The sequence below is a fragment of the Methylomonas sp. 2BW1-5-20 genome (genome assembly GCF_052474515.1).
On record NZ_CP184127.1, the window covers coordinates 4,335,601 to 4,360,017 of the forward strand.

Annotated in this window: 19 protein-coding genes and 1 pseudogene; 17 read left to right on the forward strand and 3 right to left on the reverse strand. The window is 52.9% G+C overall.

Annotation, left to right across the window (positions count from 1 at the left end; translation table 11 throughout):
- Positions 1-22: 22 nt before the first annotated feature.
- Together recC and recB are read left to right on the forward strand one after the other, a co-directional pair.
- Complete coding sequence (gene recC, locus ACH50O_RS20040; protein WP_446809513.1) at positions 23-3,121, forward strand: exodeoxyribonuclease V subunit gamma; 3,099 nt, start codon at positions 23-25, stop codon at positions 3,119-3,121.
- Positions 3,111-6,614, forward strand: coding sequence for an exodeoxyribonuclease V subunit beta (gene recB, locus ACH50O_RS20045; protein ID WP_446809514.1), 3,504 nt, complete (start codon positions 3,111-3,113; stop codon positions 6,612-6,614). The genes recC and recB overlap by 11 nt, the downstream gene beginning before the upstream one ends.
- Positions 6,615-6,751: 137 nt before the next feature.
- On the opposite strand, the gene ACH50O_RS20050 is transcribed toward recB, so the two are convergent.
- Positions 6,752-7,594 (reverse strand): lectin-like domain-containing protein, encoded by an 843-nt coding sequence (locus tag ACH50O_RS20050; RefSeq protein WP_446809515.1) that lies wholly within the window; start codon positions 7,592-7,594, stop codon positions 6,752-6,754.
- Positions 7,595-7,860: 266 nt separating this feature from the next.
- Between ACH50O_RS20050 and ACH50O_RS20055 the strand changes: the two genes are divergently transcribed.
- Positions 7,861-8,694, forward strand: coding sequence for a thymidylate synthase (locus tag ACH50O_RS20055; RefSeq protein WP_446809516.1), 834 nt, complete (start codon positions 7,861-7,863; stop codon positions 8,692-8,694).
- Positions 8,695-8,770: 76 nt separating this feature from the next.
- Here the strand turns inward: ACH50O_RS20055 and smbP are convergent, their stop codons facing one another.
- Positions 8,771-9,106, reverse strand: coding sequence for a small metal-binding protein SmbP (smbP, locus tag ACH50O_RS20060; protein WP_446809517.1), 336 nt, complete (start codon positions 9,104-9,106; stop codon positions 8,771-8,773).
- A gap of 212 nt (positions 9,107-9,318) precedes the next feature.
- On the opposite strand from smbP, the gene nth reads away from it, so the two are divergent.
- The 5 genes from nth to ACH50O_RS20085 all read left to right on the forward strand — a co-directional run bounded on the left by nth (position 9,319) and on the right by ACH50O_RS20085 (position 12,867).
- The gene (gene nth, locus ACH50O_RS20065) at positions 9,319-9,954 is read left to right on the forward strand and encodes an endonuclease III (protein ID WP_446809518.1); all 636 of its coding nucleotides are present in this window, start codon (positions 9,319-9,321) and stop codon (positions 9,952-9,954) included.
- A gap of 107 nt (positions 9,955-10,061) precedes the next feature.
- Positions 10,062-10,643 carry a hypothetical protein gene (locus ACH50O_RS20070; RefSeq protein ID WP_446809519.1) on the forward strand — a complete coding sequence of 194 codons (582 nt, stop codon included), beginning with the start codon at positions 10,062-10,064 and terminating at the stop codon, positions 10,641-10,643.
- 29 nt (positions 10,644-10,672) lie between these two features.
- Positions 10,673-11,254, forward strand: a complete 582-nt coding sequence (locus tag ACH50O_RS20075) for a DedA family protein (protein WP_446809520.1) — start codon at positions 10,673-10,675, stop codon at positions 11,252-11,254.
- A gap of 3 nt (positions 11,255-11,257) precedes the next feature.
- Positions 11,258-12,109 (forward strand): HvfB family MNIO-type RiPP peptide maturase, encoded by an 852-nt coding sequence (locus ACH50O_RS20080; RefSeq protein ID WP_446809521.1) that lies wholly within the window; start codon positions 11,258-11,260, stop codon positions 12,107-12,109.
- Positions 12,109-12,867: an HvfC family RiPP maturation protein gene (locus ACH50O_RS20085; RefSeq protein WP_446809522.1), complete on the forward strand. Its 759-nt coding sequence runs from the start codon at positions 12,109-12,111 to the stop codon at positions 12,865-12,867. The genes ACH50O_RS20080 and ACH50O_RS20085 overlap by 1 nt, the downstream gene beginning before the upstream one ends.
- Here ACH50O_RS20085 and ACH50O_RS20090 read toward each other — a convergent pair.
- Positions 12,845-13,180, reverse strand: coding sequence for an ASCH domain-containing protein (locus ACH50O_RS20090; RefSeq protein WP_446809523.1), 336 nt, complete (start codon positions 13,178-13,180; stop codon positions 12,845-12,847). The genes ACH50O_RS20085 and ACH50O_RS20090 overlap by 23 nt on opposite strands.
- A gap of 266 nt (positions 13,181-13,446) precedes the next feature.
- Here ACH50O_RS20090 and ACH50O_RS20095 point away from each other — a divergent pair, with 266 nt between their 5' ends.
- From ACH50O_RS20095 to ACH50O_RS20135, 9 genes and pseudogenes are all read left to right on the forward strand, one after another.
- Positions 13,447-14,529: a methyl-accepting chemotaxis protein gene (locus ACH50O_RS20095; RefSeq protein ID WP_446809524.1), complete on the forward strand. Its 1,083-nt coding sequence runs from the start codon at positions 13,447-13,449 to the stop codon at positions 14,527-14,529.
- A gap of 11 nt (positions 14,530-14,540) precedes the next feature.
- Positions 14,541-14,910, forward strand: a pseudogene (locus ACH50O_RS20100) (response regulator).
- Positions 14,911-14,986: 76 nt separating this feature from the next.
- On the forward strand, positions 14,987-15,274 hold the full coding sequence (locus ACH50O_RS20105; RefSeq protein ID WP_446809525.1) for an STAS domain-containing protein: 288 nt from the start codon (positions 14,987-14,989) through the stop codon (positions 15,272-15,274).
- Positions 15,275-15,288: 14 nt separating this feature from the next.
- The gene (locus ACH50O_RS20110) at positions 15,289-17,445 is read left to right on the forward strand and encodes a chemotaxis protein CheW (protein WP_446809526.1); all 2,157 of its coding nucleotides are present in this window, start codon (positions 15,289-15,291) and stop codon (positions 17,443-17,445) included.
- A 177-nt stretch (positions 17,446-17,622) separates the two neighbouring features.
- Positions 17,623-18,201: a hypothetical protein gene (locus tag ACH50O_RS20115; protein WP_446809527.1), complete on the forward strand. Its 579-nt coding sequence runs from the start codon at positions 17,623-17,625 to the stop codon at positions 18,199-18,201.
- An 89-nt stretch (positions 18,202-18,290) separates the two neighbouring features.
- Positions 18,291-20,510 (forward strand): HAMP domain-containing methyl-accepting chemotaxis protein, encoded by a 2,220-nt coding sequence (locus tag ACH50O_RS20120; protein ID WP_446809528.1) that lies wholly within the window; start codon positions 18,291-18,293, stop codon positions 20,508-20,510.
- A 9-nt stretch (positions 20,511-20,519) separates the two neighbouring features.
- Positions 20,520-21,065, forward strand: coding sequence for a chemotaxis protein CheW (locus ACH50O_RS20125; RefSeq protein WP_446809529.1), 546 nt, complete (start codon positions 20,520-20,522; stop codon positions 21,063-21,065).
- A 294-nt stretch (positions 21,066-21,359) separates the two neighbouring features.
- Entirely contained in the window at positions 21,360-24,068 is a 2,709-nt protein-coding gene (locus tag ACH50O_RS20130) for a methyl-accepting chemotaxis protein (RefSeq protein WP_446809530.1), read from the forward strand.
- Positions 24,069-24,214: 146 nt separating this feature from the next.
- A complete protein-coding gene (locus ACH50O_RS20135; RefSeq protein WP_446809531.1) occupies positions 24,215-24,394 on the forward strand; it encodes a hypothetical protein in 180 nt (59 codons plus the stop codon).
- Positions 24,395-24,417 lie beyond the last annotated feature (23 nt).

Genomic DNA, 24,417 nt, shown 5'->3' on the forward strand with positions numbered 1-24,417 from the left:
AATAAGTTTTTTCGATTACCTTATGTTCATACTGCATAGCTCCAACAAAACCGAAAATTTGCTGGAGCATCTAGTGGCAGTCATCAGCTTATCGCCGCTGTCCTCGGTATTTGCCGCCGAAACCTTCCTGATCCAGAGCCAAGGCATGGAGCGCTGGTTGTCGCAAAAGCTGGCCAGCCGGCTGCAAGTTTGGGGGCATTTTCGCTATCTGTTTCCGGCTAGGTTTTTCGGCGAACTGGCCGGAAAACTCCACGCCGAGCCGAGCGAACCAAGTTTTGACCGTCAACTGATGCTCTGGCGCTTCGAAGCCTTGCTGCGCGATCTCGATGGCGAAGTGTATCAGGCTTTACGGCAATATCTAGCCGGCGAAAATGCCGATCTCAAGCGCTATCAGTTGGCCATGCAGTTGGCGCGGATTTTCGATCAATATCAAATGCTCCGTCCCGATCTGCTAAGCGCCTGGCAGGAAAGTCGTCTTTTGTATCGCAGCGCGGCCGAAAAATGGCAGGCGGCGTTATGGCGGCAAATTACCCTCGCCAACGGCGGCAGGCATCGCGGCGAGCATTGGCTGCAGGTTATAGATAAACTGCGAAACGCCCCGCCAGGCCAGTTTCAGGCGTATTTGCCGGAACGGGTTTCCGTGTTTGGCGTCAATAGTCTGCCGCCCCTGATGCTTAGCTATCTGCAAGCCTTGGCATTGCATTGCGATGTGCACTTATACTTATTAAACCCGGTACAAGGCTATTGGGCCGATCTGCCCGGCAAACGGTTGTTGGCGCAGTTGCAAGCATTCGACGGGCATCCGCTGTTGGTCACGCTGGGGCAACAAGGCAGGGAGTTTCAGCAGATGCTGCTGGAACAGGTTGAATTTGCGTTTGAACCCAGCAGCTTTGAAGCTGGCGAGATCGACAGCAATCTGCAGCAATTGCAAAACGACATCCTCGCGAACCAAATGCCGCAACTGGCTTTGCAAGCGGACCGTTCCATCAGCATCCACGCCTGCCATTCCCGGTTGCGCGAAGTGCAGGTGTTAAAAAATCAATTGTTGGAGTCGTTAGAAAATCATACCGATTTGGATCTGCGTGACATTGTTGTAATGGCGCCGGATATTCAGCTCTACGCGCCGTTTATCAATGCGGTGTTCGATGATATTCAGCATGCTATTGCCGACCGCAGCCTTAAGATCAGTAATGCGGCGCTGGATGCCTTCGTCCGTTTTTTACAGCTATCGCAAAGCCGTTTCGGTTGGCGGGCCGTGCTGGATTTACTGGAGCAACCGCTGGTTTACACCGGTTTCGGGCTGGCTGAAACCGATCTGGAACTAATTCGCTACTGGCTGCAAGACACGAATGTACGCTGGGGAAAATCCGCCGCCGACAAGCAGGCTCAGGGTTTGCCGCCCTTGCAGCAAAATACCTGGGAAGCCAGTCTGGAGCGCTTATTCATGGGTTATGCGGTGGCCGGCGATGAAGAGTTTATCGATGGGGTGTTGCCGTATCCGGATATCGAAGGTTCTTCCGCCCAAGCCCTGGGCGGATTGAATGCTTTTCTGCAGCTGTGTTTTCAGGCCGGCAAGGAATTGAAAACCGCAAAAACGTTCAGCGACTGGCTGCCGTGTCTGCGGTTGTATGCGGATAAATTATTGGCTGGTGCCGATCTATCCGAACGCCAGCCGCTCAACGAATTACTCTTGGAGTTGGCGGATTTTACCGATATTCATAATCAGCCATTGAGTCTAGCGGTAATCGTCGCCTGGCTGGAAGGCCGCATGGAAGAAACCCAATCCGGCAACGGCTTTCTGCGCGGTCAGCTAACCTTTTGTTCGATGCTGCCCATGCGATCCATCCCTTGTCAGGTGATCGCCCTGTTGGGTATGAACGACGGCGAGTTTCCGAAAATCGAGCGCCATCCCACTTTCGATTTACTGGCTCAGCACCCGCGTTTGGGCGACCGCTCGCGCCGCGCCGACGACCGTTACCAATTTCTGGAAATCCTGCTATCGGCGCGCCGGCAGTTGATCGTTACCTACATCGGCCAGTCATTACGCGATAACAGCGAAATTCCGCCTTCGCCCATCGTCAGCGAATTACTGGAGGTATTACGCGACAGTTACGGCCTGGACAATCCGACTATGCACCATCCGCTGCACCCGTTTAGCCCACGCTATTTTCGCGGCGACGATCCGGCCTTATTCAGTTATGCCAAACACGATCTGGAAACCGCGCAACGCGTTCGTGCCGACAAGCAAGCGCCTTTACCTTGGTGGCAAGGCGAACTGGAAGCCGAGGCCGAGGAAGTGATCGAAATCGGCGAATTGCTGAGTTTTTACAATCATCCGCAACGCTATTTCCTACGCCAACAATTGGGTGTGCAACTGCCCAGACTGGAAATCGATGCAGAGGAGCGCGAACCTTTCGCACTGAACGCTTTGGATGCTTATCAAATAGCCCAGCAATGGCTGGACGCGGAACTGCGCGGACGGCCGTTTTCGCTGGAGAAAGTGCAAGCTCAAGGCCGTTGGCCGGCCGCTGCGCAGGGCGAAATCGCTTGGCGGCAGCGGCAGCCGGCCATTGCGCAATTCGCCGAATTGATAGCCGGTAAAGCGCTTGGAGATGCGCAGCCGGCCGAGGCGGTGGATCTCAATTTGGCTGGTTATAGGCTAGTAGGTAAACTCGGCAACCAGTATCAAAACGGTAGTTTGATCTATCGGTTTAGCAGCTTGAAAGGGCGAGATTTTATCGGCGCCTGGCTGCAGCATTTATTGATCAATCAAATCCGCCCGCAGACCACTTATTTGCTCAGCACGGACGCTGATTTGGCGTTTTCGCCAGGTCCGCAACCGGACGCGTTGCGGCAGTTATTGCAGATATTCCTCCAAGGCCGGCGTCGGCCGGATGCTTTTTTCAGCGAAGCGGCCTTTTACTATCTACAGCAAAAAAGTCCCGATAACGCGTTGCCCGCAGTCATTAAACATATGCTGGACAGCATGGAAAAAGGCTACGAACCCGAGATGGCGCAATTGTTTGCTTATCGCGATCTGCACGAGATTTTTAACGAAGAATTTGCCGAGCTCTGCCGGCAATGGCTGCAACCGGCGTGGAGGGCGGCTCATGGCGAGTAAAGCCTTCGACGCGGTAGCCAGCGAACTGGAAACCGGCATCAATTTGATCGAAGCCAGCGCCGGCACCGGCAAGACTTACACGATCGCCATGTTGGTATTGCGCTTTGTCGTCGAGCGGCAACTGGACATCAAGCAATTGCTGGTAGTGACTTTTACCAAGGCTGCCAGCGAGGAATTGAAAGACCGAATTCGCGGCCGTTTGGCCGAAGCGCGTCAGGCCTTACTGAAAAGCCCGGCGGAAACCGATCCCGCCATTGGCAACTGGTTGGCGGGACTGGCGCTGGATAGCGACAGCATCCGCCAAAGACTGGATCTGGCATTGCTGGATATCGATCAGGCGCCGATTTTTACGATACACGGCTTTTGTCAGCGAGTATTGGCCGAGCATGCCCTGGAAAGCGGCCAATTGTTCGATTGCGAGTTGAGTGGCGACATCGCCGATCTGAAACTGCATTGCGCCGACGATTTTTGGCGCAGGCAAATCTACGGCCGGCCAGCCTGGCAGGTCGCCTTGCTGACCCGGTCTTACCCAACCCCGGATGCCTTACTGGACAGTATCGCTGGCGTGACCTTGCAGCAACGCACCTACCCGACGAACGACGACGTCGATGCCGGTTTGGCGCGTTTGCCGGGCTTAATCGCCGCCGCCGCGCAAGATTTGCCGGCCGTGCTGGCTACATTGGAAACGGCTTTTGCCGATGGCCTGTTCACCACGTCCTTCGTTCGCGATTTTCCGGTGCGGGCTGGTGTCTTACGGGCCTGGTTGGCGGATCAGAATGCCGATGCGCCGGAGATGGGCTGGCTAAGCGAAGCTGGTTTGCTGGCTGCTTTAAACGGTGTCAAATTCAAGACCAGCAAAACCAAGCCCTTGCCCAGTGCCGAACAAAAACAGATTTATCTGGATAGTCTGGCTATAAATTGTGGCCCATTCGAAGCTTTGGCGGCCGAGTTAAGTCAATTGCAGGTCACCTTTCGCAGTGCCTTGCTAAGCAGTTTGCGCTTAGAGCTGGATCAACGCTTGCAACAAAATAACGTGCTATCGTTCGACGACCTGATCACCCGCTTGGCGGCTGCCCTGCGCGGCGAAAACGGTCCGCTCTTGATCGGCGAGTTGCGGCAGCGTTTCCGCGCGGCGTTGATCGACGAATTCCAAGATACTGATGTCAACCAATGGCGAATTTTTTCCGGTATCTTCGCCGATGCCGGTCAATACCTGTATCTGATTGGCGATCCGAAGCAGGCAATCTACAAGTTTCGCGGCGCCGACATTTTTTCCTACTTCGCCGCGCAGAGCCAAGCTCAACAGCATTACACCTTGCTGTATAACTGGCGTTCGCATCCGCAATTGGTGGCGGGCGTCAATCGTTTATTCCGGCGCACCCAACCATTTTTATTCGATAGGCTGGATTTCACGCCGGTAGACGCCGGCCGTAGCGTCGCCGACGGCTGCATCGGCACGACCGCGCCGCTGGTGCTGTGGCAACTGGATAAAAATTCTGGCAATCAGGAACATTGGACCGCCCGGCGCGGCAGTTCGCAGGAAGTTGGCGATTGCATCCGCAACGCGGTGGTCGGCGAGATTTTGCAGTTGTTAAGCAGCGGTAGGATTGCCGAAAAAGCTCGAGCCGAACGGGTTTTACAGCCGCGAGACATGGCAATCTTGGTCAGAAGCAATAGCACCGCCGCCGGCTATCAACAAGCCTTGCTCGAAGCCGGCATACCGGCGGTGTTGAATAGCAAACAGTCGGTATTCGCCTCGCCGCAGGCGTTTGAGCTGTATTGCGTCTTGCAGGCGGTGGCGCAGCCAGGCCAGATCGGCCCATTGAAACAGGCGCTGACGGTCGGTTGGTTCAATCTGGACGGCCAACAGTTGTACCGGCTCGGCCAGGACGAGGCCGCGCTGGACGGCTGGTTGAACCGGTTTCAGGATTATCTGCAGTGCTGGCAGCGCCAGGGGGTGTTGGCGATGATGCAATTGCTGCTGCGCCGGGAGCGGGTGGAAGTGCATCTGTCCGGCCAGCCGCAAGCCGAAAGAGCACTGACCAATATCCATCATTTGATCGAACGCGTGCAACAAGCGGCGATAGACGAACATCTGGCCATCAATAAAGCTTTGGACTGGCTGCGGCGGGCGATTCAGCAATCCGGCCAAGTCAGTGGCGACGAACAACAATTGCGCCTGGAAAGCGATGAGGATGCGGTAAAGATCGTCACGCTGCACAGCGCCAAGGGTCTGGAATATCCGTTAGTGTTTTGCCCGGACTTGTGGCGGCGCAGTGACCGTTTGCGAAACGAGCAAATCCTGGTGCAATGTCACGAGGCCGGAGAAATGATCGCCGATCTCGGTTCGGAACGCTTTGTTGAGCGCCGTGAGCAAGCTTTATACGAGGAGCTGGCCGAAGATTTACGATTGTTTTACGTAGCAGTGACCCGAGCCAAATACCGTTGCTATCTGAATTGGGCTGATGTTCGGACTAAGGAAAAAGCCAACGAGTCGGCGTTTGCTTATTTGTTTGAGTTCGCCGATGACGATTTCGCTGCCCAACAACGCAAACTTCAAGCGCTTGCGGCCGAGGCGCCGCAGAGTTTCGAATATCGGCTTTTGCGGGCAATAACAACGCCCGGCGGTAGTTATCAGGCCGCTGCCGATGATAAGTTGCTGGCTTGCCGCCAGCGAGGCCGCAACCTGCATAGCGTCTGGCAAATGAGCAGCTACACCGCGCTGGCGGCGTTGACCTTGGAAGATGCGCCGGAACTGCCGGCCGACAAAGCCGAGGAAGCCGTCGATACGGTTCTTGTCGACGATGGCTTACCGCGCGGCGCGCACACGGGTAATGTCATACACAGCCTGCTGGAAACCGTCGATTTTCAAACGCTGGCCGCCGGTACCGACATCAGCCTGCAACGCGATCAGGCCTGTTTGCGTTACGGCCTACGCCTGGAGCAGCCGCAATTGTTGAATCGGCTATTGTTCGATACGGTTTCGACGCCGCTAGATGCCGATCCGGATTTTTGCCTGAAAAACCTGCCCACCGCCGGCATAGTCAAAGAAATGCCGTTTTATCTGTCCATGCCCGGAGAGATCGATACCAGGCAGATTAACCGCATCTTGACTGCTAGTCCCGCCTACCAGCCGTTGACGGCTAAACAGATGAGCGGCTATCTGACCGGTTTCATCGATCTGGTCTGCAGCTACCGGGGTAAGTTTTATGTGATGGACTACAAAACCAATGCGCTGGCCGGCTATGACTATTCGAGTATGCTGGCTGCGATGCGCGAGCATAATTACGGCTTGCAATATTGGCTGTATTGCGTAGTGCTGGACGCCTATCTGCGGCAGCGCTTGTCGGGGTACCGCTACAGTGAACATTTTGGCGGGGTAAAGTATCTGTTCGTCAGAGGAATGCGAGGGGGCGTTGCGGGGAGCGGGGTATTCGCGGATTTGCCGGATGAAGGGTATCTTCGAGAACTAGCGGGTGTGTTTTATCAATAATCTCCGTCACCCTCTTACCCCAGCGGGGGGAGGGTTACGGAGCGGATTGTTTTGAATTTGGTTAAATTAAATCTTCACGATAGAGACTTGCCGGGAAGTTATTCGTTAACTGTATTGCCAACAGGGCAAGTTGAAGACTAAATTTGTTTGCGGCGGTTAAATCCGACCAAACCTAAAATTGCGCTGCCGAACAACCAGAATGCGGCTGGAACCGGCACCGGAGCCGCCGAGGTTACGAAATGACCGTCGTCGGCCAAGCCGTTGCCGGCGGTGAAGCCGTAATACAGTTGGTGTCCCCCAGCAACTGCGGTACCAAGATTGCTTAAGTCGACCGCGCTGGCGGTAACGGAAAAACTACCCAAATTTGCGTGATAAATAGTGCCGGTCAAATCGCCTTTCTCGTCGTCCAATCCGGAAGGCGTGTAGGAAAAAGTAGCCCGCCACTGGTAGTTTATATCTCTAATCGAATCGCCCAAGCCTGTTTCGGTATAGGCTAATGGGGTGACGTCGCCGTTTTGTAAAATCTGGATGCTTGGCGATTTCGGCTCGCCATCAAAATTAAAAGTATCTACAGCAAAGGCCAGACTGTTGGATAAACCTTCATAGCCCAAACCAGAGCCGCCGGTACCGACGCCGGCAACATCCGTGAGCGTGAAAGTTAAGCCGTCGCCGCGCACGCCGCCAAAAGTCGGAATGAAGAAATTAAAATCAAAGCTGAAAGCTTGGTTGAAATCCAGCGTAATGGTATTCGGGGCAAAACCCGCGCCGGCACTGTCGTCCACGCCTGGAAACGTTAGTTGTAAGTCGCTGTAAGTAAAACCATTTCCCGGTGTGGTGTTAACCGCTTTCGCAGAGCCAAACACATTCCAAGTAGTGAAATCGGTATACTCTGATGTAAGACTTACGCCTTGAGCGGAACTGGCCGCCGGGGCGGCAACGAGAGCCAACAAGACGGAAGATAGTAAAATTTTATGCTGCATGAGTTCTCTCCGAGTTTGTAAAAATTTAATGTGTCGATTTGTCAACAATAGCAAGATAGGCGCCATCTCGCGGCAACCGATTAGCATTTAATGGTTTATGTGGAGGGGGCGGAGAATTTGTTCCGATTTTGGTCTGACGATGTAAAAAAATCAGACATTTTTGAACCTGTAATTTCGCAACAGCGACTTTTCCCGTATATTGGCCCACCGGGCTCTGTTGACTGACATTGCCCAAAGCGTTGACTGACTCTTTATCCCAAATCATTATGCAAGCTTACCTGGACCTTCTTGCCGACATCATGGCCAACGGCGCCGACAAAAGTGATCGCACCGGCACCGGTACCCGCTCGGTTTTCGGCCGGCAGATTCGTTACGATCTGGCTAACGGCTTCCCGCTGTTGACGACCAAAAAGCTGCATTTCAAATCGATTGCTTACGAATTGCTGTGGTTTTTGCGCGGCGATACCAATATCAAATATTTAAAAGACCACGGCGTGACGATCTGGGACGAATGGGCCACCCCGGACGGTGAACTGGGGCCGGTGTATGGCGCTCAGTGGCGTAATTGGTTGGGGCCGGACGGCAAGAGTTACGATCAGATTCAGATATTAATCGATGGTTTGAGGAATAAACCCGATTCGCGCCGCCATGTTGTCAGCGGTTGGAATGTGGCGTTTCTGCCTGACGAAACTGTCGGGCCGCGGGAAAACGCAGCTGCCGGAAAGATGGCGTTGCCGCCTTGTCACGTGCTGTACCAATTTTACGTCGCCAACGGCAAGTTGTCGTGCATGATGACTCAGCGTAGCGCCGATTGTTTTTTAGGCGTGCCTTACAATCAGGCTAGTGTGGCTTTGTTGACGCATATGCTGGCGCAGCAATGCGGTCTGGAAGTGGGCGAGCTGATTATGTCGTTCGGCGACGTGCATATTTATCGAAACCATTTCGAGCAAGTCGAATTGCAACTTGGCAGAAAGCCGTTGACGCCGCCGCAGCTGCAAATCAATCGCCTGCCTGAATCAATTTTCGGCTACGAGTTTGCCGATTTCGAATTAGTGGATTATCAGGCTCACCGGCATATTGCCGGTGCCGTTTCGGTATAGAAAGCATGTAGAGACGCAAAATCTTGCGTCTCTACCCACCGATCGCTAACCGATCTATAGATTTGATGCTAAAGGTTTACTTATTGCCGGCCTTGATATGTTCGACCGCTTCCTCGGCGGCTTTAGTGGCGACGTCTGCATGGCCTTGTTTGCCGTGTTCAATCGCGCTTTCCAAGGATTTTACGCCAGCGTCGAGATGAGTTTTAGATTCGCCCTTGGCGACTTCCGCACCTTTTTTGGCATGGGTCAACGCCGCTTCTGCATGCTCCACCAAGACCGGGCTGTGGCCGGCTTTACCGTGGGTGACAGCCTGCTCGGCATGTTTCAATGCCTCGGTAGCATGTTCCTCGGCAAACACGCCGGTGCTGGCGAACAGTAAAGCGCTAATGGTAATTGCTGTAAGTTTTTTCATAATTCCCCCGAATTGAATTGTTGTGATTTTTCGCGCCCGTTTTGGGTGCTAGCTAATGACCTGATGCGCAGGTATTTGGTTCCAATTAAATGCGGCAATAAAAATTAGTCGCCGTTTTGTAGAGAATTGTTGGCGCAGCATGAGGCTGTCTATGTTTAATTTGTAAGCCGGCATAATCCTGGAAAGCTTGGCTTTATGTCTATTATTTGATTATGAATAACGAAAAACGCCTACTGATATTCGAACGCCTGGCTGAGGCGACGCCGAATCCGACTACCGAGCTGAATTACAGTACGCCTTTTGAACTATTGGTGGCGGTGGTGTTGTCGGCGCAAGCAACCGATAAGGGTGTTAATAAGGCCACGGCAAGCTTGTTTCCGGTGGCCAACACCCCACGGGGAATCTTGGCCTTAGGTGAGGAAGGATTGAAGGCCCACATTAAAACCATTGGTTTATTCAACAGCAAGGCGGCAAATGTCATAAAACTTTGCCAGACTCTGCTGGAAAAGCACGACGGAGAGGTGCCGCGCGAGCGGGAGGCGTTGGAAGCCTTGGCGGGAGTGGGCAGAAAGACCGCGAATGTGATTTTGAATACCGCATTCGATCAACCGACCATCGCTGTCGATACCCATATTTTTCGGGTTGCCAACCGCATCGGTCTGGCTCCCGGCAAGAATGTGCTGGAAGTGGAACGGAAACTGGACAAAAGTGTGCCGAAACAATACAAGAAAGACGCGCACCATTTATTGATTCTGCACGGTCGCTACATCTGCGTGGCCAGAAAGCCGCGCTGCGGTGCTTGCTGCATCGCCGATGTCTGCGAATTTAAGGCAAAGAATTTAGACTGAATATGCAATAATCAGGGTTGAACCATAAAGATTACGCGTCAGTCGTAAGCCCCGGCCGCTATATGCTGGAGCAATATAATTAAAAAATCACACGAGAGGATAATCCCATGAAAAAATTTAATAAATCTCCGCTGGCTGCCGCGATGGGCAGTGCGCTGCTGTCGGGTATGGCTGTCAACGCGCAGGCCGATACCAATCCTTTTGCGGTGTCCGAGCTATCCAGCGGTTATATGCAAGTTGCCTCCTCGCATGCCGAGCATTCAAACGGCAAAATCAGTCAGGGCGCTTGCGGTTCCAACGCAATGGATGGCAATGGAATAAAAAAAGGCGAAGGCAAGAAAGCCGACGCTAAGAAAACCGAAGGTTCCTGCGGTGAAGGCATGTGTGGCGGCATGATGAGCGGCGGTAAAATGAAAAAAGGCATGGAAAGCGCTTGCGGCGCGATGATGAAGGGTAAAGAAGGTGCTTGCGGCATGGGCATGATGACCGGTGGCGGCATGAGTAGTATGGGCAGCATGGGTGGTATGAATCATGATGCCGGCAAACCTAAAAAAGCCGAGGAAGGCAGCTGCGGCGCGATGATGGGCGGCGACAAAAAGGCCGCCGAACATAGTTGCGGCGCCATGATGAAAGGCGAAGAAGGCAGCTGCGGAAGCAAAGTCGACGCCGACAAAGCCGCCGGTCATTAATTCCGATTCATCGTCAATAAACTGAAACTATGGATTTTCATGATTTACAGCAACTGGTAATCGATTACGGTTATCTGGCGCTTTTTATCGGTACTTATCTGGAAGGTGAAACCATTCTGGTCATTGCCGGATTTCTGGCGCATGGCGGCTATTTGGAATTGGAATGGGTGATGCTGACAGCGTTTCTGGGTACCTTTGCCGGCGACCAGACCTTTTTCTATTTGGGGCGCTGGAAAGGCATTGCTTTTCTTGAGAAACGCCCGCTTTGGCACAGTAAGACCGACAAGGTCTTCGATTTACTGCACAAGCATCAAATCCCGGTGATATTGGGGTTCCGCTTTCTATACGGCGTGCGTAACGTGACGCCGTTTGTGATCGGTGCCAGCAAGATTCATCCGTTGAAGTTTTTCTTGTTGAACTTTCTTGGCGCCGGTATTTGGGCGATAGCCGTGGCTTATCTTGGCTACACCTTCGGCGAATTCGCCGAATCCATCATGGGTCAGGTCAAGAAGTACGAGATGTATATTCTGGCGGTACTGGTTGCCATCGGCGTGGCCTTGTTTTGGCGTTCTACCCACAAAGTGGAAACGCCGGAAACACCGGAAGAGTAAACCGTGGAAAGTGTTCGCAATCTCGTTCACGGCGCCGGCTTAGGTTTGCGGCGGACGTTTTTGGGTGAGATTGTCGGACAGCCGCCAGACAATGTCGGCTTTTACGAAGTGGCGCCGGAAAACTGGATGACAATTGGCGGCAAGTTCGGCAAGCAATTTCGGGCCATGACCGAGCGTTTCGATTTTGTCTGCCACGGGTTGTCTTTATCCATAGGCAGCAGCGATGCGTTGGACGAACGGTTTGTGCGCGATTTGAAAGTGTTTATGCGCGAACACGGTATCAAATTTTACAGCGAACATCTCAGCTATTGCAGCCACGACGGGCATTTGTACGACTTGATGCCGATGCCGTTTACCGAAGATGCCGTCAAACATACTGCCGCGCGCATTCGTAGAGTCCAGGATATTCTGGAGCAGCGCATGGCTATCGAAAACATTTCCTATTACGCCGCGCCGGGCCGGGAAATGAAAGAGATCGATTTTTTCAACGCGGTAGTCGCGGAAGCCGACTGCGACGTGTTGCTCGACATCAATAACATCTACGTCAATAGCGTCAATCACGGTTACGACGCGGAATCTTTTCTACGGGCGATGCCCGCGGAACGTATCGCTTACGCCCACATTGCCGGCCATTATGTAGAAGCCGAGGATTTTCTGGTCGATACCCACGGCGCGCCGGTGATTGATCCGGTCTGGAGTTTACTAGGCAAGGCTTATGGCCTTTTCGGCGTATTTCCGACCTTGCTGGAACGGGATTTCAATATCCCGTCTGTCGATGAATTATTAAAAGAAGTCGGCACCATCCAAGTCATTCAGCAGCACTATTTGGCTGATAGACAAAAACAGGTGGCGTGATGGCTACCCAGTTGCAGGCGACGCAAAGCCAATTCGCCGCCTATATCCGCGATCCCGAAAACAACCCTAAGCCGGCAGACGTCGATCACCGGCGCATGGCGATGTACCGCGAGTTGTTTTTCAATAACATCGACAGCTTTATTGCCAGCAATTTTCCGGTGTTGCGGACTATTCTCAGCGATGCGCAATGGCTGGAATTGACGCAGGATTTTTTTGCCCGGCACCGCTGCGAAACCCCGTATTTCTCGGAAATAGCGGAAGAGTTTTTAGCATATCTGCAAAACGAACGTAACAATCCGGACGATTATCCGTTCCTGCTGGAATTGGCGCATTACGAATGGGTGGAGATGGCCTTGTCGATTGCCAAGGACACGCCAGTGTTGGGGAGCGGCGATTTTCTGGAGAACCTGCTATTACGACGCATAGCTTTGTCACCCTTGGCCTGGCCTTTACTGTACCGGTATCCGGTGCAAGCCATAGGCCCCGGCTTTTTACCGAGGGAAGCGCCGGAGCAGCCAAGTTGCCTGATCGTTCATCGCGACGAGTATGATCAGGTGCATTTTCTTAAAACCACCGGGCTGACCATTCGCTTGCTGCAAATCTTCCAGGATCAAGGAGGAATGAGCGGCGAGTCGTGCCTGCGAGCGGTAGCCGCCGAGTTCCCGCAACTTGATGTAGAGGCCTTAATGTCTAACGGCCTGCCAATTTTGCGGGAACTGGCCGAGAAAGGTATCCTTATTCCGGCTGTTGACGCTTGAAACTGTGTACCCACACTAGACCGTCTTCATTCCATTCCATACCGCTGTGCATTTTCAGTATTAAATCCTTGTACATTGCCAAGCTAGGATAACCCTCGGCGCGCGCGTCTGCGTCGCTCATATCGCCTATCCTTTGGCGTTCCACGCCAGTTACTTCAAATACCACATCTTCCAAGACAAAAGTTTCGCCGGGGTATGCGTATAAACCGTCACGGCGCTGCTGAGTTTTTTCGCCGGCCAGTGTTGCCGCTACCAGTTTCGGGTGGCGAACCAGACGGTCGATACTACAAGTTTTTTCGGGGTAGTGATTCATGAACGCTAATATCCTTGCAAGACGCGATAAAAACAGCTAGGCACTTTAAAAGCCTTAGATACGTATTGCAAGCGGCTTTCGCCAGGGAGTTCGCAAATTAAATCCGGGTTGTGAGATAAATCCTACAAAAAGTCAGATGGTTTATGGCTAAACAAAATATTCCTGCCTATACTTTTGGCGTGGAAGAATTTGACAGCCACCCTGCTTGAATGATTGGTGGCTAGTACTAGTTCCGGACCAAAAACCTATCTGGAGAATGAGACTGCATGCCTATATTCCTATTGCTGGCTTTTTTGTGTGTTGCGTTGATTTCAGCCGGCCTTGCCGCGTGGATTACCAAAAATCGATTTGTCGCCGCGGCGCAAAATGAATTGGCGAACCAAGCTCCGGCGTTATCGGTGAGTGAAGTGGAAAAATATGTTGCCGGCCTTGATCGCTTTGCCGAGCAAGTAACCCCGGTATGGGCGACACAAATCGATTCGTCCCGGCAACAAATCGAGCAGGCCATCACCATGCTGACTCAGCGCTTTGCCGGGATTACCAGCAATATCGATAGTGCCCTGCAATCCTCCCATTCCGTGTTGAGTGGTAATGACGAGGACGTGTTTGCAACCAGCAACGTTCACTTGCAAAAAGTAGTCAGTTCCATGGATGCGGCGTTGCAAGAAAATTTAGCGGTTTTACAGCGGATTCGTTCGTTGGCCACTTTTGTAGACGAACTAAAGCAGATGGCCAAGGAAGTGGCGCGTATTGCGGAGCAGACTAACCTTATTGCCTTGAACGCGGCTATCGAAGCCGCCAGAGCCGGTGAAGCCGGCCGGGGATTTGCAGTGGTGGCCGATGAGGTTAGAAAACTGTCGAACTTATCGGGAGACACCGGTAAGCAGATCGGCGCCAAAGTAGAACAGGTCAGCTCGGCCATCCGCACGGCCTTGACGGCGGTGGAAAAAAGCGCGCAAAACGAGGCGGAGGCCGTATCGACTTGCAACGGCAATATTCAAACAGTGATGGATAATTTGCACGAGGTGTTTGCGAACTTGCAGAACTATTCAAGCGGTCTTAGCCATTCGGCGCATGCGATTAAGGGTGAGATCGACGACTCGTTGGTGCATTTTCAATTTCAGGATCGTATCGGACAGATATTGGTGCACGTTAGGGACAGCATCTCCGATTTTCCGCAGCAATTGAATCGCAGTCATGCGGGTGGAATATTTGCATTGCGGCCGCTGGAAGCCGAGCAAATTTTATCCGGCCTGACCAGTACTTATACGATGGAATCGGAGCACCGCGCTCATAGCCAGGGCGGCCGACCCGTCACTCCTCAAACCCAAGACATTACTTTTTTCTAGGATTTGGAAATATGGCAAAAACAATTTTAGTGGTCGACGATTCCGCATCCGTGCGTCAAGTTGTCAGTATTGCTTTGAAAGGTGCAGGTTATGACGTGATAGAAGCGTCCGATGGCAAGGATGGTTTGAGTAAGCTCAACGGTCAAAAAATACACCTGATCATTTCCGACGTGAACATGCCGAATATGGACGGTATTACCTTTGTAAAGGAACTAAAACAATTGTCGGCTTATAAATTCACGCCGGTAATTATGTTGACGACCGAATCGCAAGAATCGAAAAAGCAGGAAGGTCAATTCAGCCGGCGCCAAGGCCTGGGTGGTAAAGCCGTTTCAGCCCGCTCAGATGTTGGCGGCCGTTTCCAAGCTAATCCTGCCGTGATTGTTACATGAACGGCGGAAGGTCAAACCGGCTTTCCGTTCTTTTGTCCCATTAGTCTTTTTAGAAGAGTCCTTCCATGCCAAGCCTAACCATTAAAGACGAGTTGACCATTTATACCGCCGCTGAGCAAAAGACCAATCTGTTGGTTTTTCTAACTGCCGGCGACGATCTGGAAATAAATTTTGCCAATGTCACGGAAATCGATGCCGCCGGCTTGCAATTGTTGATTCTGATTAAACGCGAGGCCGCGCATCTGGGTAAAAATCTGCGCTTCGTGATGCATAGCAAAGCGGTGCTGGATGCGTTGGAACTGGCGAATTTGACTGGCGCCTTCGGTGATCAGGTCGTGCTGACCCAAAATTAAAAGGAGTATGCAAAATGAGTTTTGACGAGCAAATGCGAGATGCACTTAAGACTTTTGTAATCGAAAGTTTAGAGTTGTTGCAGGACATGGAAGAGAGCCTACTGGGTTTGGAAGTCGATCCCGAGCCGGCGGAACGGATTAACGCGATATTCCGTGCAGCCCATACCATCAAAGGTTCGGCCGGCTTGTTCGGTTTGGATCATATCGTTGCCTTTACTCATGTTGTCGAAAGCGTACTCGATACATTGCGCGACGGCAAGTTGAGCGTATCGCCGGAGCTGGTTGCCGCATTATTGCCTTGTTGCGACCACATGATTGAATTAATTCAAGGGGTTGCCGACGGTAAGGTCGATGCAGAACCGTCGTTATCGACCGCGCAAAGGCAGTTGCTGGAGGAATTGGAGTCGTTTTTGAAACCGGAGCCGAAGCAGGCCATGACCGCCGTTTCCGATACCGAAGACCGGATCGAGGCCAGCGGCGGCGGCGCGATTGACAGCGGCAATTGGCATTTGTTTATTCAATTCGGTGAAAACTGTCTGCGCGACGGCATGGACCCCTTGTCGTTCATTCGCTATTTGGCGACTTTGGGCCAGATCGTGACCTTGACGACCTTCAGTCATGCGATGCCCGATGCCGACAACATGGATCCGGAAACCAGTTATTTGGGCTTTGAAATCGTTCTGAAAAGCGACGCCGACAAAGCGACTATCGAAAGCGTGTTCGATTTTGTCCGCGACGGTAGTTATATCCACATTTTGCCGCTGGAAAACCGAATTCCCTATTACGTCGAACTGATCGAGTCCTTGGGCGAAGACAATGCGCAGCTCGGCGAGTTGTTGTTGAAAAGCGGCGTGATCACGCAACGCGAATTGCAAGAAGGACTCAACGCGCAACAAGATCAAGCGGTGCAGCCCAGTGCGCGCATCGGTGAAATATTGGTGGAGCAACAGGTCGTGCAACAGCCGCTGGTCAATGCCGCCCTGGAAAAACAACAACAGATCAAGGATCACAAAGCGAGGGAAAATCAAAGCATCCGCGTGGATGCCGAACGGCTGGACAAACTGATCGATTTGATCGGCGAGCTGGTAATCGCCAGTGCCGCAGCCAGTCTGCGAGGGATGCAAACCGCCAATATTGCCTTGCAGGAGGCCAATGCCAATGTCATTAGCCTGGTTGAAGAGGTACGCGACAGCGCTTTGCAATTACGGATGGTGCCGATAGGTACCACGTTTAGCCGGTTTCAGCGCGTGGTGCGGGATGTCAGCAAGGAACTGGGCAAAGATATCAAGCTGGTAATCGCCGGCGCCGACACCGAAGTGGACAAATCGGTAGTGGAAAAAATTGGCGACCCCTTAATGCATTTAGTGCGTAACGCGATGGATCACGGCATCGAGCGAGCGGAACAGCGGCTGCAAGCCGGCAAGCCGGCGCAAGGCACACTGTCATTAAATGCCTATCACAGCTCCGGCAATATTGTTATCGAAGTCGGCGACGACGGCGGCGGCCTCAATCGCGACAAAATTCTCGCCAAAGCCATCGAACGCGGATTGATTCAAGCCGGCGCGGCGCTCAGCGATCAGGAAATCTTTGCCTTGATTTTCGAACCCGGTTTTTCCACCGCGGACCAGATTTCCAACCTGTCCGGGCGCGGTGTCGGCATGGATGTGGTGAAGCGCAATATCGCCGAACTGCGCGGCGTTATCGACATCGATAGCGTACCTGGGCGCGGTACCACGCTAAAAATTCAATTGCCGCTGACATTGGCGATTATCGATGGGTTTTTGGCGGGCGTCGGCGATGCGTCTTATGTTATCCCGCTGGACCGGGTCGTGGAGTGTCTGGAATTGCCGGCCGATGATCACCGCGATTACATGGAACTGCGCGGAGAGGTTCTACCCTTTATCCGCTTACGGCAATTGTTCCGTAAAAGCGGACCGGAGGCAAAGCGTCAAAACGTTATCGTAGTCGAGCATCTGGGTTCCAAAGCCGGGCTGGTGGTTGATCGTCTACTGGGCGAACTGCAAACCGTCATCAAACCGCTGGGTAAACTGTTTAGCCATGTTCAAGGGGTCGGCGGCTCAACGATTCTCGGCAGCGGCGAAGTCGCACTGATTATCGATGTACCCATCATGCTGCGGCAGCAGGAACAGGGCAGCCATCGCAACCACTAAAAATTAGCGAGGGCGGGGTTTTACCGTCTATCCGCATTTGCTTGTTACCGCAGCCACCGATGATAGGGGCTCTTGCATTTTTTCGATTTGCTGCGGGAAAGGGTTTAACGACAGATTGGAGGCTTGAACCGCTACGCGGAGCCTACCCAATGCGATTTGAACTAAGGATCTGAAACGATGAGAACGCTAGGAAAATTACCGAATTTGAGACAGGTTATTTTGCTACCCGCCATGTTGTTGGCCCAAGTTGGTCAAGCCGAGGAAGTAAAGGCTTTCGGACAAATAAACGAGCATCTGCGCATCAGCGGCGACATGCGCATCCGGTATGAAAACTGGGGATATTTCGATCCATCCACCGCGACGGCGCATGAAAACAGCTACGATTTTGTCGGTCATCGCATCCGCCTGGGTGCATTGTTGACCAGCGAGTATGTCGATGGCTTTGTTCAAGGCGAATATACCGGCCTTTACGGTTTACCCGAAAATGCCACGGTCTCACCGGTTGGGGCACTGGGCATGGGGGCAAACTACTATAACGACAGTGCCCGGGCTTCGTCGATTGCCGACGGTCTGGAATATAAGACCGGCAACGCCAAATTCGATGCACCGAAAGCAAAAGCTCCACATCCGATGAATCAAGATGAGCTAAACCGTTTCGCGGATCGTGGACATATTGCCCGAATGCGCGTTCAACGGTTTACGCCAGTATCCGGCAAGGATGGAAGCGTCAAGTTATTTCGACCAAAACCGGCGTAAATGCTAACTCGAACGTATCGCTTCGGCTCGGATTTCCACGATGTTCTACCAAAATTCCCGATACTTAACCACATTCAGGGAGAAACACCATGACTGTTAAACAGAGACTTTTACTACTGTCGTCTTCCGCCATAATGGGTTTGGTCGGATTGGCACTATTGGGCTATTTCCAGCTCGCGAAAGTTTACGAGGCAGCGAGTTATGCCGGCGTCAACACGGTCCCTACCTATCGTGCATTTTTTGAGGTCCGAAAACATCTTGCCGATTTGAGGGAAAACTCGTTGTTTCACGTCATCATCACCGATCCGGCTGGGATGGCGGCACTAGAGCCTAAAATCGCCGAAACCCGCGCGAAATTGGACGACAGTCTGAAGCGCTACGCCACGGATGCCTGCAACGGAGCGGGTTGCGTTTCAGATGCCAAGGAACAGGCCATGCTCGACAACGTTAAATCGCTATTGGCGGCATACGATGTTCCGCGCCTAAAAGTCTTCGAATTCTCTAAGCAAAACCGCACCAAGGATGCTGAAGTGGTCGTCAGAGAGGAATTGATGCCGGCCGTCAAAAAACTGCAGGACGCAATCCAAACCGAATTGGATTACAACTCACAACTGGCCGACCAAGGGATGCTCGAAGCGAGCCGGATTCAGCAAAGCGCCACCAATATTTCAGTCGCCATCGCGCTACTGATCACACTGATGGTCGGGATTATGAGTTGGATGATCATTCGCAATTTGATGCGCCAATTGGGCAGCGAACCGGATCAGGTCGCCGAGCTGGCTAACAAAATCGCAGTCGGCGATTTGAGCGCCGAAATTTCTCTGAAAGCCAACGATACCGCCAGTGTGATGGCCGCCATGAAGCACATGAGCGACACCATTAAAGCCCTGCTGGCCGATATGGACCACATGGCCCGCGAACACGAAAAAGGTGAAGTCGACGCCGTTGTTGATAGCGGCAAATTTCAAGGCAGTTTCAGAACAATGGCACAGGGCGTCAACGACATGGTCGGCGCCAATATCGCCGTCAACCGGAAGGCAATCGCCTGTTTCGAGCAATTCGGCCAAGGTAATTTGGACGCGGATATTGAAAAGCAGCCTGGAAAACAAGTGTTCATCAACGATGCTATCGATAAGATCCGCGCCAATTTAAGAGCGGTGATCTCCGATACAGATACCTTGATTAAAGCCGCGGCGGACGGCCGGTTGGATACCCGCGCCGATGCCGGCAAACATCAAGGCGATTTTCGCCGGCTGGTGCAAGGCATCAACGACATCATCGACGGCATTGTGCTGCCGGTCAACGAAGCGGTCGAAGTGCTTACCCTGGTCGAACAAGGCGACCTGACCCGCGTGGTAAAGGGCAATTATCAAGGCCAACTCGCCGAGTTCAAGGATACCGTCAACAACACCGTCGCCAAATTGTCGCAAACCATTTCCGAAGTCATCTCCGCGGCGGAACAATTGGGCTACGCGTCCGAGCAAATCCAGGCTACCTCGCAAAGCCTGTCGCAAGCATCCAGCGAACAAGCCGCGGGCGTAGAGGAAACCAGTGCCAGCGTTGAGGAGATGGCGGCCAGCATCGGCCAGAATGCCGAAAATGCCAAAGTAACCGACGGTATGGCCACCAAGGCCTCGCAGGAAGCGGTCTCAGGCGGCGCTGCCGTCAAGCAAACCGTGGATGCCATGCGCGAGATCGCCAAAAAAATCGGCATCATCGACGACATCGCCTATCAAACCAATATGCTGGCGCTGAATGCGGCGATTGAAGCGGCGCGGGCCGGCGATCACGGCAAAGGCTTTGCGGTCGTGGCCGCGGAAGTGCGCAAACTGGCGGAACGCAGCCAAATTGCGGCGCAGGAGATCGGCGAACTGGCGGAAAACAGCGTGGAAACCGCCGAAAGTGCCGGCAAGCTGCTGGATGAAATCGTGCCCAGCATCGCCAAAACCTCCGATTTGGTGCAGGAAATCGCCGCCGCCTCGCAGGAACAATCGACCGGTGTCAGCCAGATCAATACCGCTATGAATCAAATGAACCAGATCACGCAGCAAAACGCCGCCGCCAGCGAGGAGTTGGCGGCTACCGCCGAAGAAATGACCGGCCAGGCCGAACAACTGCAAACCTTGATGAGCTTCTTCCGACTGGAAAACAGCGGCAAAAACGCGTTTAAACAGGGCGCGGGGAAGTCGGTAAGAAAAGCCGATAAGCAAAAGACTTCGGCGCAGGCTGGCGCCCATCCTGGCGCCCATGCTGGCAGCCATCAAGGTAACGGTCACGAGTTCGATTTAAATCAGTTCGAGCGTTACTAGGAGAGAGCCATGACAGCACTCGCAACCACTCAGGATAAAGCGCTTACAGCGCCAAACAAATCCACTGCGCTGGCCGGACAATATCTGACCTTCACGTTGGGCGGCGAGCTCTATGCGCTGGGGATATTAAGCAGCAAAGAGATCATCGATTACGGCAATTTGACCGAAGTGCCGATGATGCCGGCGTTCGTGCGCGGCGTGATCAATCTGCGCGGCAGCGTAGTGCCGGTGGTCGATCTGCAGGCGCGCTTCGGAAAAGGCGCCACGCCGGTAGCCAAGCGAACCGGCATCGTCATCGTTGAGGCTGCCGGCGACGACGAAGACAGCTCGCAAGACCTCGGCATCATCGTCGACGCGGTAAACGAAGTGGTTGAAATCAGTCAGGAAGACATCGAGCCGGCCCCGAGTTTCGGCACGGGGATTCGTCCGGATTTTATCAGCGGCATGGCCAAGCGTAACGGCCGCTTCGTTATCTTATTGAATGTTAGCAAGGTGCTGTCGGTGGACGAGATGGCGGCCTTGAGTGTCGGCGCAAATCTAGTTGCGCAAGCATAAATAGCCGACGCTTAAGCTTTTAAAACGAAAAACTCGAATTCTTGACAGCAAAATGTGTTCGGAAAAGCGATTGGTTCGCATGAAGTTGGGCTGCGGCTGCTCAAATATGGGAGCCGCGGCGAGAGCGTCGATTCCAGGTGTGCCCGGATTGTTTATCTTCCTTGAACATAGGGCGCGGCGTTCAACTCATTGCCATTAACAAGATCGACAGAAAACAGTGCGACGAAGTCCGGCAACACTCAGGAACCGACTCGCAAGAAGTAGAAGTACTTATTTATTACACGGGGACCAACAATGACTGTCACACAACGTTTGTTACTATTAACCGCTTCGGCGGTATTGGGTTTGGCCGGTTTGGCCGGATTTAATTACATGCAGATCGATAAAGTTTTTACGGCTGCCAGCTTTAACTCTTTTAATACGCTGCCTAGCGTACTACTGCTGAATGATGTGGCCGACGAAGTGTCCAATATTCGCGCGTTGGTTTGGCAGCATATTCTGCTCACTGATAAAGCCGCAAAAGAAACTGCGGAGCAAAAAATAGATGCCAACCGCACCAAGATAGATAAGCTGTTAAAAGACTATGAACCGTTGCTTGCCGACAACGAAGATAAGAAGTTATTAGGCGCAGATAGAGCGAATCTAGCGGAATACGATGCCTTGCGCTTGAAAGTTCGTGACTTGTCTAGAGCAGGCAAAATGGAAGAAGCCAGGGATGTGCTGTTAGAGGGCCAAGCTGCGATTAAGAAATTAATCGACGGGTTCGCAGACCATAGCGCGTACAACCAGAAGCTAGGAAATACTTCAATGGACGTTGCCGGTTCGGCTAAGTCCAGCGCGGTATTGCTTTCTTCCATCATTGCGTTTCTGACCATACTGGTGATGGGGATGCTGGGCTTTTTTATCCTCCGTAATCTGTTGCGGCAACTAGGCGGCGAGCCTGCTTTTGTTGCGGACTTAGCCTATAAAATTTCGCAAGGGGATCTGACAAGTGCTATTCAACTAAAAGCGGGCGATAGCGTCAGCGTCCTGGCAAACATGAAGCAGCTTAGCGATAACATCAAAGCCTTATTGGCGGACATGGATCATATGGCAGCCGAGCATGAAAAAGGCGATATCGATGTGATGGTTGACCAGCATAAATTCCAAGGTAGTTTTAAATCGGTGGCATCGGGCGTTAACCAAATGGTCAGCGGGCATATTGCCGTCAAAAAGAAAGCGATGGCGGTATTCAAAGCTTTCGGCGAAGGCAATTTCGACGCGAAGATGGAACAACTGCCAGGCAAAAAAGCCTTTATCAACGATACCATCGAACAAATGCGCGGCAATCTGAAAGGCGTTCTCGCTGATATGGCGCATATGAGCCGGGAACACGATGCGGGAGACATAGACGTTTTTATGGATGCCGCAAAATTTCAAGGCGAGTTCGGTACCATGGCCAAGGGTGTCAACGACATGGTAGCCGGGCACATAGCCGTTAAGAAAAAAGCCATGGAAGTTATTAAGGCCTTCGGCGCAGGTAATTTCGACGCCCCCATGGAGCGGTTGCCGGGTAAAAAAGCGTTTATCAACGACACTATCGAACTGGTGCGAGGTAACCTGAAAGCAGTGATGGCCGATACTGACAATCTGATCAGAGCCGCGGCCGACGGTCAGCTAGACACTCGTGCGGATGCTTCCAAACATCAAGGCGATTTCGGCAAGTTGGTACAAGGCATCAACGACACCATTACCAACATAGTCAATCCGCTGAATGTCACCGCCGATTATGTCGATAAAATAGCCAAAGGCATCGTGCCGCCTGCTATCACGACCGAATACAAAGGCCAGTACAACATAATCAAAGGCAACCTTAATGCGGCAGTGCAGATGATGAACGATTTGCTGGCGCAAACCGACATCATCATTCATGCCGCGGCGGAAGGTCAACTTGATACCCGGGCCGACGCGTCTTTGTTTGTGGGCGGCTGGAACCAGTTAGTGACGGGGGTCAATAAAACCCTGGACGGCGTGATTCTGCCGGTTAACGAAGCAGTGGAGGTGTTGAGGTTGGTCGAGCAAGGCGATCTGACCCGGACCGTGAACGGTAACTACAAAGGCCAGTTGGGCGAATTCAAAGATACGGTTAACAATACCATCGCTAAACTTTCGCAGACGATTTCGGAGGTTATCACGGCTGCCGACCAGCTTTCCAACGCCTCCGAACAGATAAGTTCCACCTCGCAGTCGCTGTCGCAAGCCGCCAGCGAACAGGCGGCCAGCGTCGAAGAATCCAGCGCCAGCATTGAGCAAATGGCGGCCAGCATCAACCAGAATGCGGACAATGCCAAGGTGACCGACGGCATGGCAAGTAAGGCGGCCACGGAAGCCAGCCAAGGCGGCGAAGCCGTGAAACAGACGGTTGACGCCATGCGCGAGATCGCCAAAAAAATCGGCATCATTGACGACATCGCCTATCAAACCAATATGCTGGCGCTAAATGCCGCCATCGAAGCGGCGCGGGCCGGCGATCACGGCAAAGGCTTTGCGGTCGTGGCCGCGGAAGTGCGCAAACTGGCGGAACGCAGCCAAATCGCGGCGCAGGAGATCGGCGAACTGGCGGAAAACAGCGTGGAAACCGCCGAAAGCGCCGGCAAGCTACTGGATGAAATCGTGCCCAGCATCGCCAAAACCTCGGATCTGGTGCAAGAGATCGCCGCCGCCTCGCAGGAGCAATCGACCGGCGTGGCGCAGGTGAATCTGGCGATGAACCAAATGAATCAGATCACGCAGCAAAATGCCTCGGCCAGCGAGCAATTGGCGGCTACCGCCGAAGAAATGACCGGTCAGGCAGAACAGCTGCAAACGCTGATGAGCTTTTTCCGACTCGAAAATGGCGGCGGCAGAGCATCTATGCCTATCGCAAGTAAGTCCGCAAAAAAGCCCACCAAGTTTAAGCCCGTTGCTCTGGCGAGCGTAGGTATCGATCATGACTTTGATTTAAACCAATTCGAGCGCTTCTAGGAGCGGGCCGTGAGCTCTCGCAACGGACGAGATGGCGGCCTTGAGTGTTGCTGTTCATCCGTTTGCGTGAGCTATTTAACATTCGCGGCGAATAGCCGCGCAGGCCTAATGCGGTCGTGGTGCACTCGGTTGGAGTCAAGACCAGTTTGGCTGATGACCGGTTAATTGGCGAGTTTCATACCGTGATCAAACCGCGCGGAAAATTATTTGGGCATGTAGCAGGACTCGGCGGTTCCACTGTTTTGGGCAGTGGTGACGTGGCGCTGATTCTGGATGTGCCGGTATTAGTGAGTGCTTTCGAGCATCAGTTGCAATGCAATATGTAATTGGCTCAAGTCCAATCTCAATT

Excerpts from the sequence above, each read along its gene's own strand:
- recC (WP_446809513.1), top strand. The coding sequence starts at position 23 with ATGTTCATACTGCATAGCTCCAACAAAACCGAAAATTTGCTGGAGCAT.
- recB (WP_446809514.1), top strand. The coding sequence starts at position 3,111 with ATGGCGAGTAAAGCCTTCGACGCGGTAGCCAGCGAACTGGAAACCGGC.
- ACH50O_RS20050 (WP_446809515.1), bottom strand. The coding sequence starts at position 7,594 with ATGCAGCATAAAATTTTACTATCTTCCGTCTTGTTGGCTCTCGTTGCC.
- ACH50O_RS20055 (WP_446809516.1), top strand. The coding sequence starts at position 7,861 with ATGCAAGCTTACCTGGACCTTCTTGCCGACATCATGGCCAACGGCGCC.
- smbP (WP_446809517.1), bottom strand. The coding sequence starts at position 9,106 with ATGAAAAAACTTACAGCAATTACCATTAGCGCTTTACTGTTCGCCAGC.
- nth (WP_446809518.1), top strand. The coding sequence starts at position 9,319 with ATGAATAACGAAAAACGCCTACTGATATTCGAACGCCTGGCTGAGGCG.
- ACH50O_RS20070 (WP_446809519.1), top strand. The coding sequence starts at position 10,062 with ATGAAAAAATTTAATAAATCTCCGCTGGCTGCCGCGATGGGCAGTGCG.
- ACH50O_RS20075 (WP_446809520.1), top strand. The coding sequence starts at position 10,673 with ATGGATTTTCATGATTTACAGCAACTGGTAATCGATTACGGTTATCTG.
- ACH50O_RS20085 (WP_446809522.1), top strand. The coding sequence starts at position 12,109 with ATGGCTACCCAGTTGCAGGCGACGCAAAGCCAATTCGCCGCCTATATC.
- ACH50O_RS20090 (WP_446809523.1), bottom strand. The coding sequence starts at position 13,180 with ATGAATCACTACCCCGAAAAAACTTGTAGTATCGACCGTCTGGTTCGC.
- ACH50O_RS20095 (WP_446809524.1), top strand. The coding sequence starts at position 13,447 with ATGCCTATATTCCTATTGCTGGCTTTTTTGTGTGTTGCGTTGATTTCA.
- ACH50O_RS20105 (WP_446809525.1), top strand. The coding sequence starts at position 14,987 with ATGCCAAGCCTAACCATTAAAGACGAGTTGACCATTTATACCGCCGCT.
- ACH50O_RS20110 (WP_446809526.1), top strand. The coding sequence starts at position 15,289 with ATGAGTTTTGACGAGCAAATGCGAGATGCACTTAAGACTTTTGTAATC.
- ACH50O_RS20115 (WP_446809527.1), top strand. The coding sequence starts at position 17,623 with ATGAGAACGCTAGGAAAATTACCGAATTTGAGACAGGTTATTTTGCTA.
- ACH50O_RS20120 (WP_446809528.1), top strand. The coding sequence starts at position 18,291 with ATGACTGTTAAACAGAGACTTTTACTACTGTCGTCTTCCGCCATAATG.
- ACH50O_RS20125 (WP_446809529.1), top strand. The coding sequence starts at position 20,520 with ATGACAGCACTCGCAACCACTCAGGATAAAGCGCTTACAGCGCCAAAC.
- ACH50O_RS20130 (WP_446809530.1), top strand. The coding sequence starts at position 21,360 with ATGACTGTCACACAACGTTTGTTACTATTAACCGCTTCGGCGGTATTG.